General features: G+C 73.9%; 16 protein-coding genes. 14 read left to right on the top strand and 2 right to left on the bottom strand.

The features are described from left to right. Positions 1–15 precede the first annotated feature (15 nt). The 5 genes from folP to RHODO2019_RS14935 all read left to right on the top strand — a co-directional run bounded on the left by folP (position 16) and on the right by RHODO2019_RS14935 (position 3115). Positions 16–840 carry a dihydropteroate synthase gene (gene folP, locus RHODO2019_RS14955; RefSeq protein WP_265384803.1) on the top strand — a complete coding sequence of 275 codons (825 nt, stop codon included), beginning with the start codon at positions 16–18 and terminating at the stop codon, positions 838–840. After that, the gene (folB, locus tag RHODO2019_RS14950; protein ID WP_265382532.1) at positions 837–1220 is read left to right on the top strand and encodes a dihydroneopterin aldolase; all 384 of its coding nucleotides are present in this window, start codon (positions 837–839) and stop codon (positions 1218–1220) included. The genes folP and folB overlap by 4 nt, the downstream gene beginning before the upstream one ends. After that, positions 1217–1714 carry a 2-amino-4-hydroxy-6-hydroxymethyldihydropteridine diphosphokinase gene (gene folK, locus RHODO2019_RS14945; RefSeq protein WP_265382531.1) on the top strand — a complete coding sequence of 166 codons (498 nt, stop codon included), beginning with the start codon at positions 1217–1219 and terminating at the stop codon, positions 1712–1714. Before folB ends, folK begins: the two co-directional genes overlap by 4 nt. After that, complete coding sequence (locus tag RHODO2019_RS14940; RefSeq protein WP_265382530.1) at positions 1711–2169, top strand: DUF3180 domain-containing protein; 459 nt, start codon at positions 1711–1713, stop codon at positions 2167–2169. The genes folK and RHODO2019_RS14940 overlap by 4 nt, the downstream gene beginning before the upstream one ends. A 70-nt stretch (positions 2170–2239) precedes the next feature. After that, positions 2240–3115, top strand: a complete 876-nt coding sequence (locus RHODO2019_RS14935; RefSeq protein ID WP_265382529.1) for a DUF6779 domain-containing protein — start codon at positions 2240–2242, stop codon at positions 3113–3115. 24 nt (positions 3116–3139) lie between these two features. Here the strand turns inward: RHODO2019_RS14935 and RHODO2019_RS14930 are convergent, their stop codons facing one another. Together RHODO2019_RS14930 and RHODO2019_RS14925 are read right to left on the bottom strand one after the other, a co-directional pair. Next, positions 3140–4294 (bottom strand): NADH-quinone oxidoreductase subunit D-related protein, encoded by a 1155-nt coding sequence (locus tag RHODO2019_RS14930; protein ID WP_265382528.1) that lies wholly within the window; start codon positions 4292–4294, stop codon positions 3140–3142. A 43-nt stretch (positions 4295–4337) separates the two neighbouring features. Continuing rightward, the gene (locus RHODO2019_RS14925) at positions 4338–5330 is read right to left on the bottom strand and encodes an SAM-dependent methyltransferase (protein ID WP_265382527.1); all 993 of its coding nucleotides are present in this window, start codon (positions 5328–5330) and stop codon (positions 4338–4340) included. Between the two features lie 72 nt (positions 5331–5402). Between RHODO2019_RS14925 and RHODO2019_RS14920 the strand changes: the two genes are divergently transcribed. From RHODO2019_RS14920 to RHODO2019_RS14880, 9 genes are all read left to right on the top strand, one after another. Beyond that, positions 5403–6299, top strand: a complete 897-nt coding sequence (locus RHODO2019_RS14920; protein WP_265382526.1) for a Rossmann-like and DUF2520 domain-containing protein — start codon at positions 5403–5405, stop codon at positions 6297–6299. After that, complete coding sequence (gene panC / locus RHODO2019_RS14915; protein WP_265382525.1) at positions 6296–7225, top strand: pantoate--beta-alanine ligase; 930 nt, start codon at positions 6296–6298, stop codon at positions 7223–7225. The genes RHODO2019_RS14920 and panC overlap by 4 nt, the downstream gene beginning before the upstream one ends. A gap of 2 nt (positions 7226–7227) precedes the next feature. Further along, complete coding sequence (panD, locus tag RHODO2019_RS14910) at positions 7228–7731, top strand: aspartate 1-decarboxylase (RefSeq protein WP_265382524.1); 504 nt, start codon at positions 7228–7230, stop codon at positions 7729–7731. A gap of 4 nt (positions 7732–7735) precedes the next feature. Then, the gene (locus RHODO2019_RS14905) at positions 7736–8542 is read left to right on the top strand and encodes a type III pantothenate kinase (protein ID WP_265382523.1); all 807 of its coding nucleotides are present in this window, start codon (positions 7736–7738) and stop codon (positions 8540–8542) included. Beyond that, positions 8539–8946, top strand: coding sequence for a rhodanese-like domain-containing protein (locus RHODO2019_RS14900; protein ID WP_265382522.1), 408 nt, complete (start codon positions 8539–8541; stop codon positions 8944–8946). The genes RHODO2019_RS14905 and RHODO2019_RS14900 overlap by 4 nt, the downstream gene beginning before the upstream one ends. Before the next feature lie 91 nt (positions 8947–9037). Continuing rightward, positions 9038–10546: a lysine--tRNA ligase gene (gene lysS / locus RHODO2019_RS14895; protein ID WP_265382521.1), complete on the top strand. Its 1509-nt coding sequence runs from the start codon at positions 9038–9040 to the stop codon at positions 10544–10546. 93 nt (positions 10547–10639) lie between these two features. Next, entirely contained in the window at positions 10640–10999 is a 360-nt protein-coding gene (locus RHODO2019_RS14890; protein ID WP_265382520.1) for a histone-like nucleoid-structuring protein Lsr2, read from the top strand. Positions 11000–11313: 314 nt separating this feature from the next. Further along, on the top strand, positions 11314–13851 hold the full coding sequence (locus RHODO2019_RS14885; protein ID WP_265382519.1) for an ATP-dependent Clp protease ATP-binding subunit: 2538 nt from the start codon (positions 11314–11316) through the stop codon (positions 13849–13851). A gap of 101 nt (positions 13852–13952) precedes the next feature. Continuing rightward, positions 13953–14552, top strand: a complete 600-nt coding sequence (locus RHODO2019_RS14880) for a TIGR03086 family metal-binding protein (RefSeq protein ID WP_265382518.1) — start codon at positions 13953–13955, stop codon at positions 14550–14552. Positions 14553–14617: the final 65 nt, after the last annotated feature.

Raw genomic sequence — 14617 nt, 5'->3', positions numbered from 1 at the left:
GGACGCTGCGTGGTCATGGGGATCCTCAACGTCACCCCGGACTCGTTCTCCGACGGTGGTCGCTTCCTGGACCGCGACGCCGCCGTGGCCCACGGGGTGGAGCTGCACCGCCAGGGGGCGGACCTGGTGGACGTCGGCGGTGAGTCCACCCGGCCCGGTGCGGAGCGGGTCGACGCGGCGAGCGAGGCGGCCCGGGTGGTGCCGGTGATCACCGAGCTCGTGGCCCACGGTGTGCCCGTCAGCGTGGACACCATGCGCGCAGGGGTGGCCGAGGCGGCCCTGGACGCCGGTGCGCGGGTGGTCAACGACGTCTCCGGCGGGCTCGCCGATGCCCGGATGGCCCGGGTGGTGGCCGCGGCCGGGGTGCCGTGGGTGCTGATGCACTGGCGTGCGCACAGCGCCGTGATGGACGCCGCGGCCGGGTACGAGGACGTCGTGGCCGAGGTCCGCCAGGAGCTCGTGACCCAGCTGGACGCTGCGGTGCTGGCCGGGGTGGACCCTGCCGCGCTGGTGGTGGACCCCGGTCTCGGCTTCGCCAAGAACGCCGCGCACAACTGGGCCCTGCTGCGCACCCTGCGCGCGCTGACCGACCTGGGCTTCCCCGTCCTGGTCGGGGCGTCGCGCAAGCGGTTCCTGGGCTCGCTGCTCGCCGACGCGCACGGCACCCCGCGCCCGCCGGAGGGCCGGGAGGTCGCGACGGCGGCGATCTCGGCGCTGGCCGCGGTCAACGGGGCCTGGGGGGTCCGGGTGCACGACGTGGCCGCGACCATGGATGCCGTCGCCGTGGCCACCGCGTGGACCCTGGGCACCTCGCCGGCCGAGCTGGAGGGCCGGTGGTGAGCGTCCCCGTCGACCGGATCGAGCTCCGTGGGCTCCGGGTGCGCGGGCACCACGGGGTCTTCGACCACGAGAAGCGCGACGGGCAGGACTTCCTCGTCGACCTGGTCGTCAGCATCGACCTGGCCCCGGCCGCCGCGTCGGACGACCTGGTGGACACGCTGCACTACGGAGAGCTGGCCGAGGCCGCCGCCGCCGTGGTCGCCGGCCCGCCGCGCGACCTCATCGAGACCGTGGCCGCCGAGATCGCCGAGGGTGTGCTGGCCGCCGACGCCCGGGTCCACCAGGTGGAGGTGACGCTGCACAAGCCCTCGGCGCCGATCCCCCTGACCTTCGCCGACGTGGCGGTGGTCGTTCGGCGGACCCGTGGAGCACGCGCGTGAGCCGGGCCGTGCTCTCGATCGGCTCGAACCTCGGGGACCGGCTCGCGCACCTGCAGAGCGTGGTCGACGGGTTGGGCGGAGCCGTTCGCGCGTGCTCGTCGGTGTACTCGACGGCCCCCTGGGGCGGGGTGGAGCAGCAGGACTTCCTCAACGCCGTGCTCGTGGTCGAGGACCCCGAGCGGGACGCGGCGGCCTGGCTGCGCGCGGGCCAGGGGCTGGAGGAGACCGCCCGGCGCGCACGTCCCCTGCGGTGGGGTCCGCGGACGCTCGACGTGGACGTGCTCGACTGCGACGGCGCCGTCAGCGACGACCCCGAGCTCGTGCTGCCGCACCCCCGGGCGCACGAGCGGGCCTTCGTGCTGGTGCCGTGGGCGGAGGTGGACCCGGCGGCCGTGGTGCCCGGGCGGGGGAGCGTCGCCGAGCTGCTGGCCGGTCTCGACCCCGCCGAGCGGGCGGGCGTGCACCGGAGCGAGCTGGTGCTGGTGCGCCGGTGAGCACGACACGACCGGGCGACCTGGTGCTGCTGTGGGTGGTGGCCGTGGCCGGGACGTGGCTGCTCGCCCGCGGGTTCTACGGCTCGCTCCCCCCGGTGCCCCTGCTGGCCGGTGTGTCCCTGCTGCTGCTCGCCGTGGTCGAGGTGGGACTCGCGGTGGTCCTGCGGGGACGCATCGAGCGGCGGCCGGGGGCACGGCTGCTCGACCCGATCATGGCGGCGCGCTCGGTGGCACTGGCCAAGGCGAGCTCGGTGGCCGGCACCGTGGTGGCCGGGGTCTGGACGGGGGCTCTGGTGTACCTCCTGCCGCGGCGCGCCCAGCTCGCGGCCGCTGCGCAGGACGTGCCCGGTGCGGTGGTGGGACTGGTGTGCGCCCTGCTGCTCGTGGTGGCTGCGCTGGGGCTCGAGCACGCCTGCCGCACCCCTGATGACCCCGACCCACCCCGGCCGGAGTGATCCGGCCCGCGCCGCGCGCCAACCCCGTGGGTGAGCCGTCCGGACGGGCCGCCCGAGTACCCTTGCCCGCATGACCTCCCCCGCCCGTGGCTCCTACAGCCGCCGAGGCAGGAGGGGTCCGCTGCAGGTCATCGGTGGTGTGCTGGCGGTTCTGGCGGTGTTCGGGAGCGTCGCGCTGTTCTTCACCGACGACGCGAGGCTGCTGCGGCTCGGCCTGGTCTCGCTGCTGTGGGTGGCCTTCGGTTCGTTGGTGGCCGTCGTCCACTTCCGGAAGGACACCGAGCGCGCCGTGTCCCGCTCCGCGGACCAGCGGGCGGTCTACGAGCTCGAGCTGGAGCGGGAGGTCCGGGCGCGCCGCGAGCACGAGCTGGCCACCGAGCGCGAGGTCCGGGCGCAGGTGTCGGCCGAGGTGCGCCAGGAGGGTCGCCTCGAGCTCGACGAGCTGCGCGAGGAGCTCAAGGCGCTGCGGGAGAACCTCTCGCTGCTGCTGTCCGGTGACCTGCTGGTGGAGCGGGTGGCCCTGCGCGCCGAGTCCACCCGCCTGCGCTCGCTGACCGACACCGCCCGTGTCGAGGCCGGGTCCACCGCACAGCTGGGAGGGACCCCGCACGGCCCCGACCCGCTCGAGGCCGAGACCGTGGAGCACGCGCCCGATCCGCGTCCGGCGGTCCCCGCACCCGCCGTGCACGGGGACCCGCCGGAGGCGTCCGGCGAGCCGCAGAGCGCCGAGCTGGAGATCGTCGAGCCCCGGTCCGAGCCGGTCGCCCCGGATGCGCCCACCGAGGTTCTCGCCGCCGTCCGTCCGGCCGAGCCCGAGCCCGAGGCCGACGCGACCGGCCCCGCTGCGGCTGGTGCGCACAGCGCGGGCCGATCCGTGTCCGACCTGCTCGCCGCCTACGGTGCGGGGTCGACCGGACCCCGCCGCCGTCGTCGCTCGGAGGACTGAGCGGGTCCGGGCACGTCCGCCCGCTCAGCGGTCGATGTCCCCGACCACGACCGCGAACGATCCCAGTGCCACGGGCAGGAGCTCGAGCGGCGTGCCGGGGAGCAGCACCGCGAGCGCCTGGACGTTGCTGAACGACGCCGTCCGCAGCCGCAGCCGCCACGGCGTCCGCTCCCCCCGGGACACCAGGTGCACCCCGGCCACCCCGAGCGGCGCCTCGCCCCACACGTGCACGGAGCCCTCGCCCGGTGCCACCGTTCCCGGCAGCCGGACGTTGACCGGACCGTCGGGCACGTCCAGCAGGCACCGGGCGACGAGCTCGACGGCGAGCGCCACCTCGGCCACCTGGCCCTGCACCCGGGCCAGGGCGTCCCCGGTCGACCCCAGCACCGGCCGGACCCCGAGCTCGGCGTAGCCCTCGGCGGGGTCGTCACGTCGCAGGTCGAGGTCCACCCCGCTCGCCCGCCCGGCCGGACCGGTCACGCCGAGGGCGACCGCGTCCCGGTGGGCCAGCACGCCCACCCCGCGGTGGCGCGCGACGAAGCCCGCGTCCTCGACCGTGGCCTGCCGCACGGCCACGAGCGCGGCCGTGACCACCTCCAGCGCGGCGGCCACCCTCTCGGTCCAGCCCGCCGGGACGTCCTCGCGCAGGCCCCCGATGCGGTTGGCGACGAGGTGGATGCGCCCGCCCGAGGCCTCCTCCAGCACCTGCTGCACGGCTTCGCGCGCCGACACCGCGGCGGTGGTGGCCTCGGTGTGGGCGCCCCCGACGGTCCGGGTCAGCGGGGTCAGGAACGCGAGGTGCGCCATCGCCCGGCCCAGCTCGCACAGCAAGACCCTCAGCCGCACCGCCCGGGCGGGCACGGTGATCCCCGTCATCCGCTCGACGGCGTGGGCCACGAGCACCTCGTTGGCCACCGCGGCCCACCAGTCGTGCCGGTTCGCCAGGGCCATCACCTGCCGGTAGTCGCGGACCTCGAACAGCTTCTCCGCGCCGCGGTGCAGGTGGCCCACCAGCGGGACGGCGGAGGTGATGACGGCACCCGGACCCGTGCCCGCCAGGCCCAGCCGCAGTCGCATGGCGCCGTGGGCGCTGGGGTGCAGCGGACCGAGGTCGACGACGTGGTCCACCCCGAGGTGCTCGGTGGCGGCGCCGATGCCGACGGTCACGGTGCGGTCCACGTCGACGATCGTGCCAGCCGCGGGCGGCCGGGTCCGCCCACGGTCAGCCGAGCAGCCGCCGTGCCCCGCCCCGCTCGGCCAGCAGCCAGCCGAACCCGCCCAGCCCGGACGGGTCGCTCAGCTCCGCGAGCTGCCCGGAGCGCTCGGCGTGCAGCAGCCACCCCCAGCCGTCGGGGTCCGGGACCCCTGCCGACACCCCGAGCCGGGTCAGGGCCTCGGCCTGGGTGACGAGCCTGCCGCCCCGGGCCGCCACCGACGGCCAGTGCACGTGCGCCGTGAGGTCGCAGGAGCCGTCCGGCACCGGAGGCGCCTGCCGGCCGTGGCGGTAGGCAGCCAGGGTGTCGGCCGGCCGGACCACGCCGTAGTCGACGGCGACCGCCGCCCCCGCCACGACGTGGGACAGCACCGCGGACCAGGCCGTGTCCCGCGGGAGACCGACCTCGCCGCGGCTCCCACCGCCCCACCGCCGCCACCACGCCCGCGCGGCCCCGTCGGCGGCTGGTCCGGCCCGCTCCGAACCGTCCCGCTCCGGTCCTCCGGTGGCCACCTGCACCCGCCGCAGCACCCCGTCGACCTCCACCACCACGGGGCAGGCCAGCGCGTCGAGCCACTCGTGGGCCACCACGAGCCCGTGCAGCCGGTCCGGCATGGCGGTCGCCCAGGGCAGCGACCACCCGTCGGGCGCCGACCGGAGGTCCACCGCGAGCGGCTGAACCCGGCTCCGCAGCCCGGTCGGCAGCCGCTCCACGACCCCGGCGAGCAGCTCCCCGCCCCCGGCGCCCAGGTCCACCAGGTCCACGGTCGCGGGGTGGCCGAGGGCGGTGTCGACCCGACCGAGCAGCTCCACCACGGCCTCGGCGAGCAACCCGCCCACGTGCACCGACGTGCGGAAGTGGGCGGCGGGTGGCTGCCCGGAGCGCACGAAGCCGCCGGGGCCGTACAGCGCCTGCTCCCACGCCTGCTCCCAGTCCCGCCACACGGGCGTTGACTCTGCCCCCATGACCGGGATCACGTCGGCTTCGCCCACCGCGCGCACGGCCGTAGCGTGTGCGCGCAACCGACCGGTACCCCTGCTGCGGGACCGGAACGAGGACGAGGAAGGACGACGATGACGTCGCACGAGAGCCCCGGCGCCCCCGCGCGGCTGACGGTGGGGGTCGTCTCCGCCGGGCGCGTGGGCACCGCGCTCGGGCAGGCGTGGGAGCACGCCGGCCACCTCGTCGTGGCCACCTCGGCGATCTCGGACGCCTCCCGTCGCCGTGCCGCCGACCGGTTGCCCGACGCCGTGGTCCTGCCGCCCGACGAGGTCGCCGGCCGGGTGGACCTGCTGCTGCTCGCAGTGCCCGACGACGCGCTGGCCGGGCTCGTGGCCGGGCTCGCGTCCACCGGTGCCGTGCGACCGGGCCAGATCGTGGTGCACACCTGCGGGGCCCGCGGCGTCGGCGTGCTGGAGCCGCTCACCCGGCTCGGGGCCCTCCCGCTCGCGCTGCACCCGGCGATGACGTTCACCGGCCACCCGGAGGACACCGCCCGCCTGGCCAGCTGCTGCTTCGGCGTGACCGCGCGCGACGAGCTGGGCTGGGCGGTGGGCGAGGCGCTAGTGCTGGAGGTCGGGGCCGAGCCGGTGCGGGTGGCCGAGGCCGACCGGGAGACCTACCACGCCGCCCTCGCCCACGGTGCGAACCACCTGGTGACGCTGGTGCGCGACGCGGTGCAGGTGCTCGAGTCGGTCACCACGGGCGGGGTGCCCGCCGAGCGGCTGCTCAGCCCGCTGCTCTCGGCCGCGCTGGACAACGCGCTGCGCCACGGGGACCGCGCGCTCACCGGGCCGGTCGCCCGGGGCGACGCGGCCGCGGTGGCCGCCCACCTGCGCGTGCTCCGGGCTGTGGACCCCGAGCTCGCCGAGGCCTACCGGGCGCTGTCCCGCCGGACGGCGCAGCGCGCCGAGCAGCACGCCCTCATCACCGCCGCCGCCGCCCGAGCCGTCCTGGAGGAGCTCTCGTGACCGCCCCGCCCCGTCCCCCCCTGCGCCGCTTCACCCCCGGTGCAGCCACGGTGCACCACGATCCGGCCGAGCTGGCCCGCACCAGCCGTGCCCTGCGGGCCGCCGGTCGACGCGTGGTGCTCGTGCCCACCATGGGCGCGCTGCACGCCGGGCACCTCGAGCTGGTGCGGCACGCGCGGCGGGTGCCGGGCTCCACCGTCGTGGTGTCGATCTTCGTGAACCCGCTGCAGTTCGGGGCCGGCGAGGACCTCGAGGCCTACCCCCGGACCCTGGAGCGCGACACCGAGCTGCTGCGGGAGGCCGGCGTGGACCTGGTCCTCGCGCCGTCCGCGGACGGCATGTACCCGCGCGGGCGACGCACCACCGTGCACCCGGGGCCGCTCGGCGCCGAGCTCGAGGGGGCGTCGCGACCGGGACACTTCGGGGGGATGCTCACCGTCGTCGCCAAGCTGTTCGCCGTCGTCGGGCCGGACACGGCGTTCTTCGGGGAGAAGGACTTCCAGCAGCTGACCCTGGTCCGGCAGATGGTGGCCGACCTGGACCTGGGGGTCCGGGTGGTCGGCGTGCCCACCGTGCGCGAGCCCGACGGTCTGGCCCTGAGCTCGCGCAACGCCTACCTCGACGCGGACCAGCGCCGGGCGGCCGTGGTGCTCTCCGCGGCGCTCGTCGCCGGCGCGCACGCCGCCCAGGGGGGCGCGGAGGTGGTGCTGGAGACCGCCCGCGCCGTCCTCGACGCGGAGCCCGGGGTGGTCGTGGACTACCTCGAGCTGCGCGACCTCCACCTCGGACCTGCCCCTGCGCAGGGTGACGCCCGGCTGCTCGTCGCGGCCCGCGTCGGCCCCACCCGGCTCATCGACAACGTCGGCGTCGCCCTCGGCACCGGCTTCCTGAACGTTCCCGCACCGACCGCCGTCCCGGAGGCCTGACCGTGTTCCGCACCATGCTCAAGTCCAAGATCCACCGTGCGACGGTGACGCAGGCCGACCTGCACTACGTCGGTTCCGTCACCGTGGACCGCGACCTGATGGACGCCGCCGACCTCCTCGAGGGTGAGCAGGTGGCCATCGTGGACGTCACCAACGGGGCTCGCCTGGAGACCTACGTCATCCCGGGCGAGCGCGGCAGCGGGGTGATCGGCATCAACGGGGCGGCCGCGCACCTGGTCGTGCCCGGTGACCTGGTCATCCTCATCAGCTACGGGATGATGGATCCCTCCGAGGCCCGCACGTCCGCGCCCCGCGTCGTCTTCGTCGACGCCGACAACCGCGTCGTCGAGCTCGGCGCGGACCCGGCGCACGCCCCGGCGGGCTCCGGCCTGCGCTCGGGTGCGGTCACCGAGTCGGCCGAGACCCCGGACGCGGCCCGGCTGGACGCGCTGATCTCCCCGGACCCGGACCCGGACCCGGCGCCGCTGCAGCCGACGGAGGCCTGATCCCGTGCTGCTGACCATCGACATCGGCAACACGAACATCGTGCTGGGCCTGTTCAGCGACACCACCGAGGGCGAGACCCCGAGCCTGGTGCGCGACTGGCGGATGCGCACCGACGCCCGGATGACCGCCGACGAGATGGCGCTCATCATGCGGGGGCTGCTCGGCCACCACGTGCACGACGTCACCGGGGTCGCGGCCCTGTCCACCGTGCCCGCCGTGCTGCGCGAGCTGCGCTCCATGCTCACCCGCTACTGGGGGGACGTGCCGCACGTCGTCGTCGAGCCCGGGGTGCGCACCGGGGTGCCGCTGCTGGTGGACAACCCCAAGGAGGTCGGCGCGGACCGGGTGATCAACACCCTGGCCGCGCACCACCTGCACGGCACCGCGTGCGTGGTCGTGGACTTCGGCACGTCCACCAACATCGACGTGGTCAGCGCGCGGGGGGAGTTCCTCGGCGGGGCGCTGGCCCCCGGCATCGAGATCAGCGTGGACGCCCTGGCCGCCCGGGCCGCCGCCCTGCGCAAGGTCGAGCTGGTCCGGCCACGCTCGGTGATCGGCAAGAACACCGTGGAGTGCCTGCAGTCGGGCATCGTCTACGGCTTCGCCGGGCAGGTCGACGGGCTCGTGCGGCGGATCCTCGACGAGCTGGTGGGCGACTCGGGCGAGCCCGTGGCCGTGCTGGCCACCGGTGGCCTGGCGCCGCTCGTGGTCGCGGAGTCGGCGACCATCGCCCACCACGAGCCGTTCCTGACCCTGGTGGGTCTGCGCCTGGTCTACGAGCGCAACGTCGACCGGGCTCCGGCACGGTGACCCCGCCGCCCCCGGACCCCGTCCCGCTGACCGTGGACCAGCTGCTCCACCGGGCCCGTACCGGGCTCACCAGGCTGCAGCCGCAGGAGCTCGCCGCGGCCGTGGCCGGCGGGGCTCTGGTGGTGGACATCCGACCGGCCGCCCAGCGTGCCGCCGAGGGTGCCGTCCCGGGTGCCCTCGTCGTGGAGCGCAACGTCCTGGAGTGGCGTTGCGACCCCACCAGCGACGACCGCCTGCCCGAGGCGGTCGACCACGACGTCGCCTGGGTGGTGGTGTGCCAGGAGGGGTACACCTCGTCCCTCGCCGCCGCCGCCCTGCAGGAGCTCGGCCTGCACCGGGCCACCGATCTCGAGGGCGGGCAGTCCGGCCTGCGGGAGCTCGGCCTGGCCCCGGACCCGCGCTGATCCCCGAACCCACCGGGGCGCACCGCCCGGGCGCGTCGTCGTGCGAGCGGGCGCGATCTCGTGGCACCCCGGCCAACTACGCTGACCACCCGTGACCGACACCCCCGCACCTCGACCGGACGACGACCAGCCCGAGCAGCTGCGGGTCCGGCGGGACAAGCGGGAGCGGATGCTCGCCGCCGGTCACGACCCCTACCCGGTCAGCGTGCCGCGCACCCACACCCTGGGCGAGGTCCGCGCCGCCCACCCCGACCTCGCCCCGGACACGGCCACCGGCGAGCTGGTCGGCGTCGCGGGCCGGGTCATGCTCGCCCGCACCGGCGGCAAGCTCTGCTTCGCCACGCTGCAGGCCGGCGACGGCACCCAGCTCCAGGTGATGGTCAGCCTGGCCGGGGTGGGCGAGACGGCCCTGGCCGTGTGGAAGGCCGACGTCGACCTCGGCGACCACGTCTTCGTGCACGGAGAGGTCATCACCTCCCGCAGCGGCGAGCTCAGCGTGATGGCCGACGAGTGGGCCATGGCGGCCAAGAGCCTGCGCCCGCTGCCGGTGGCGCACAAGGAGATGAGCGAGGAGAGCAGGGTCCGGCTGCGCTACGTGGACCTCATCGTCCGCCAGCAGGCCCGTGACACCGTGCGGCAGCGCTCGCTGGTGGTCCGGGAGATCCGGCACGCACTGGAGCGACGGGGGTTCATCGAGGTGGAGACGCCGATGCTGCAGACGCTGCACGGCGGCGCGGCGGCCCGGCCGTTCACCACCCGGTCCAACGCCATGGACCTCGACCTCTACCTGCGCATCGCGCCCGAGCTGTTCCTCAAGCGCGCGGTGGTGGGCGGGCTGGAGAAGGTCTTCGAGGTCAACCGGAGCTTCCGCAACGAGGGCATGGACTCCTCGCACTCCCCGGAGTTCGCCACGCTGGAGACCTACGAGGCGTACGGCACCTACGACGACTCCGCCCGGATGACCCGCGAGCTCGTGCAGGAGGTGGCCGACGCCGCCTTCGGCACCCGGGAGCTGACCCTGGCCGACGGCTCGGCGTACTCCGTGGACGGCGAGTGGACGACGCTGGAGATGTACCCGACGCTCTCGGCCGCGCTCGGCACGGAGGTCACCCCGCAGGACACCGTCGACGTCCTGCGTGCGCACGCCGCTCGCGTGGACCTGGAGGTGGACCCGGGCTGGGGCCACGGCAAGCTGGTCGAGGAGCTGTGGGAGCACCTCGTCGGCAACGACCTGTGGGCGCCGACGTTCGTGCGCGACTTCCCGGTGGAGACCTCGCCGCTGACCCGCCAGCACCGCACCATCGCCGGCGTCACCGAGAAGTGGGACCTCTACGTCCGCGGCTTCGAGCTGGCCACCGGGTACTCCGAGCTGGTGGACCCGGTGGTGCAGCGGGAGCGCTTCGTCGACCAGGCGCGCCTGGCCGCGGCCGGCGACGACGAGGCCATGCGGCTGGACGAGGACTTCCTGGCGGCGATGGAGCAGGGAATGCCGCCGACCACCGGAACGGGAATGGGCGTCGACCGGTTGTTGATGGCGCTGACCGGACTGGGAATTCGGGAGACCATCCTGTTTCCGCTCGTGCGCCCGATCACGTCCTGATGCAATGGCGCGACGGGCGCCCCGGGAATGTGCTCCCGTGCGCTAGGATCAACGCCGTTCGGGGGATGCGTGATCGAGAGGAAATGGTACGAGATGGCCAGGCAGCAGAAGGTGACCGTGGTGTTCAGTGACGATCTCACCGGAGACCCGCTCGACGAGGGCTCCGTGCACACCGTGCAGTTCTCCCTGGACGGCACCAGCTACGAGATCGACCTCTCCGCCGAGAACGCCCAGAAGCTCCGTGACGACGTCGCCACCTGGATCGGCCACGCCCGCAAGACCACGGTCCGCCGCGGGACGCGCGCGGCGACGGGTGCGCCCAAGGGGCGGGCCGCGGCCGATCGTGAGCAGAGCGGAGCCATCCGCGAGTGGGCCCGCAGCAACGGCCACGCGGTCTCCGAGCGGGGTCGGATCCCGGCCGCGGTGGTCGAGGCCTTCCACAAGAACGCCTGAGCTCCCCGACGTCGTCCGCGGCCTCGCCCACCCCCGGGGTGGAGCGGGGCCGACGGCGTTTCCGGCCCGTTCACCCTCAGCGCAACGCAGCTCGAAACGACCGGCGGGGCTGCGGCGTTGCACAGGTGAGTCCAGCGGGAGGTCCGGACCGGTGGTGGTTGAACCGGGCTCGGAAACCGCAGGGCGATTACAGTAGGCACACGCGACCCGCAGCACGTCCGGCAGTGCACCCGGACGGCACCCGCGGAGCGCGGTGTCTCAGCAGGTCCGGGCCGTCGCCCGTGACCAGTGCACCAGGAGCGTGAGGGAGAGCGATGTTCGAGAGGTTCACCGACCGCGCACGCCGCGTGGTGGTCCTGGCCCAGGAAGAGGCCAGGATGCTCAACCACAACTACATCGGCACCGAGCACATCCTGCTGGGCCTCATCCACGAGGGTGAAGGCGTGGCGGCCAAGTCCCTGGAGAGCCTGGGGATCTCTCTCGAGGGTGTCCGCAGCCAGGTCGAGGAGATCATCGGCCAGGGCCAGCAGGCTCCGTCCGGCCACATCCCCTTCACCCCGCGCGCCAAGAAGGTCCTCGAGCTGAGCCTGCGGGAGGCCCTGCAGCTCGGCCACAACTACATCGGCACCGAGCACATCCTGCTCGGGCTCATCCGCGAGGGTGAGGGCGTCGCCGCCCAGGTGCTGGTGAAGCTGGGTGCAGACCTCAACCGGGTCCGCCAGCAGGTCATCCAGCTGCTGAGCGGCTACCAGGGCAAGGAGCCGGCCGAGGCCGGCGGCACCCGCAGCGAGGGCACGCCGTCCACGTCGCTGGTGCTCGACCAGTTCGGCCGCAACCTGACGCAGGCCGCGCGCGAGTCCAAGCTCGACCCGGTCATCGGGCGCGAGAAGGAGATCGAGCGGGTCATGCAGGTGCTGAGCCGCCGCACCAAGAACAACCCCTGCCTCATCGGCGAGCCCGGTGTCGGCAAGACGGCGGTCGTCGAGGGCCTCGCCCAGGCCATCGTGAACAACGAGGTGCCGGAGACGCTCAAGGACAAGCAGCTCTACACGCTGGACCTGGGCTCCCTGGTGGCCGGCAGCCGCTACCGCGGTGACTTCGAGGAGCGCCTGAAGAAGGTGCTCAAGGAGATCCGCACCCGCGGCGACATCATCCTGTTCATCGACGAGATCCACACCCTGGTCGGTGCCGGCGCGGCCGAGGGCGCGATCGACGCCGCCAGCATCCTCAAGCCGATGCTGGCCCGTGGTGAGCTCCAGACCATCGGCGCCACCACGATCGACGAGTACCGCAAGTACATCGAGAAGGACGCGGCCCTCGAGCGGCGCTTCCAGCCCGTCCAGGTGGGCGAGCCGAGCGTCGAGCACACCATCGAGATCCTCAAGGGTCTGCGCGACCGCTACGAGGCGCACCACCGGGTCTCCATCACCGACGGTGCCCTGGTCGCGGCGGCCACCCTGGCCGACCGGTACATCTCGGACCGGTTCCTCCCGGACAAGGCGATCGACCTCATCGACGAGGCGGGCGCACGGATGCGCATCCGTCGGATGACGGCGCCGCCGGACCTCCGCGAGTTCGACGAGAAGATCGCGACGGCCCGCCGGGAGAAGGAGTCCGCGATCGACGCGCAGGACTTCGAGAAGGCGGCGAGCCTGCGGGACACCGAGAAGCAGCTCCTCACCGGCAAGGCCGAGCGGGAGAAGCAGTGGCGCTCGGGCGACCTGGACATCGTCTCCGAGGTGGACGACGAGCAGATCGCGGAGGTCCTCGGGAACTGGACCGGCATCCCCGTGTTCAAGCTCACCGAGGAGGAGACCACCCGTCTGCTCCGCATGGAGGACGAGCTCCACAAGCGGATCATCGGTCAGCACGAGGCGGTCACGTCGGTGGCCAAGGCCATCCGGCGCACCCGTGCGGGGCTCAAGGACCCCAAGCGTCCGTCGGGCTCGTTCATCTTCGCGGGCCCCTCGGGCGTCGGGAAGACCGAGCTCTCCAAGGCGCTGGCGAACTTCCTGTTCGGCGACGACGACGCGCTCATCCAGATCGACATGGGTGAGTTCCACGACCGCTTCACCGCCTCGCGGCTGTTCGGTGCCCCTCCCGGGTACGTCGGCTACGAGGAGGGGGGCCAGCTCACCGAGAAGGTGCGGCGCAAGCCATTCTCGGTGGTGCTGTTCGACGAGATCGAGAAGGCGCACCAGGAGATCTACAACACGCTCCTGCAGGTGCTCGAGGACGGTCGGCTCACCGATGGGCAGGGCCGCACGGTGGACTTCAAGAACACCGTGCTCATCTTCACGTCGAACCTGGGCACGGCCGACATCTCCAAGGCCGTCGGACTGGGCTTCTCGAACGGCTCCGGTGCGGACTCGAACTACGACCGCATGAAGCAGAAGGTGAACGACGAGCTGAAGAAGCACTTCCGCCCGGAGTTCCTCAACCGCATCGACGACATCGTGGTGTTCCACCAGCTCACGTCCGACGAGATCGTGAAGATGGTGGACTTCATGCTCACCCGCGTCGAAGGTGCGCTGAAGAACAAGGACATGGCCCTGGAGGTCACGCACGCGGCCAAGCAGCTGCTGGCCAAGCGCGGGTTCGACCCGGTGCTGGGGGCGCGGCCGCTGCGGCGCACCATCCAGCGCGAGATCGAGGACCAGATGTCGGAGAAGATCCTCTTCGGCGAGCTGCAGCCCGGCCAGATCGTCCTGGTGGACGTCGAGGGCTGGGACGGCGAGAGCGCGGGCGAGGACGCCAAGTTCACGTTCCGTGGCGAGACCAAGCCGAGCGTGGTCCCCGACCTGCCTCCGGTGGAGCTCTCCAAGGCGGGCGAGGGCGACAGCTCGGACTGACCCCGCCCGACCACGACGGCGCCGCACTCCTTCCCGGGGTGCGGCGCCGTCGTGCGTGGTTCGTCGTGCGGGCTCCCGTCTCCACGGGTAGCCATGGACGCATGGCCACCACCGGGACCCTGCCCACCGACGAGTCCGAGACCCCCGCCCGCGAGCAGCTGCAGCGCGCGTTCAACCGGTTCAGCGAGCTGGTGCACCGGGTGCCCGCCGGGGCGTGGGACGACGCGAGCCCGTGCGAGGGCTGGAGCGTCCGCGACGTGCTGGCCCACATGACCTCCGAGCACCTGTGGGCGCCACGACTGCTGGTCGGCGAGACGACGGACCAGGTCGGCGACGACTACGACGGCGACGTGCTCGGTGATGACCCGGTGGCGGCGTGGGACAGCGCGGCCACCGGGTCCCGCGAGGCGTGGGCGAACGCCGAGGACGCCACCACGGTGCACCTGTCCTTCGGGGACACCCCGGCGGGCGAGTACGCCGAGCAGATGCTGCTCGACCTCACCGTGCACGCCTGGGACATCGGGACGGGCGCGGGCCTCGACGTGACCGAGGGCGTGGTGCCCGAGGCGGTCCTGCACGTGCTCCGCTACGCCCGTGCCTCCGGGATGGTGGGCCGGGCCCCGTTCGGGCCCGAGGTCAGCACCGCCTCCGAGGACCCCCAGCAGCAGCTCGTGGCCCTGCTCGGGCGCACGCCCGCCTGATCCGCCGCCTCAGGCCCTGCTCAGCCGGCCTCGGTAGCGTCGGCCGGGCGGGTGGGACCACCCGG

The sequence above is a fragment of the Rhodococcus antarcticus genome (assembly GCF_026153295.1).
GTDB lineage: Bacteria > Actinomycetota > Actinomycetes > Mycobacteriales > Mycobacteriaceae > Rhodococcus_D > Rhodococcus_D antarcticus.
Note: the sequence above shows the minus strand (reverse complement) of the source record. Positions and strands in the feature narration are given on the sequence as shown.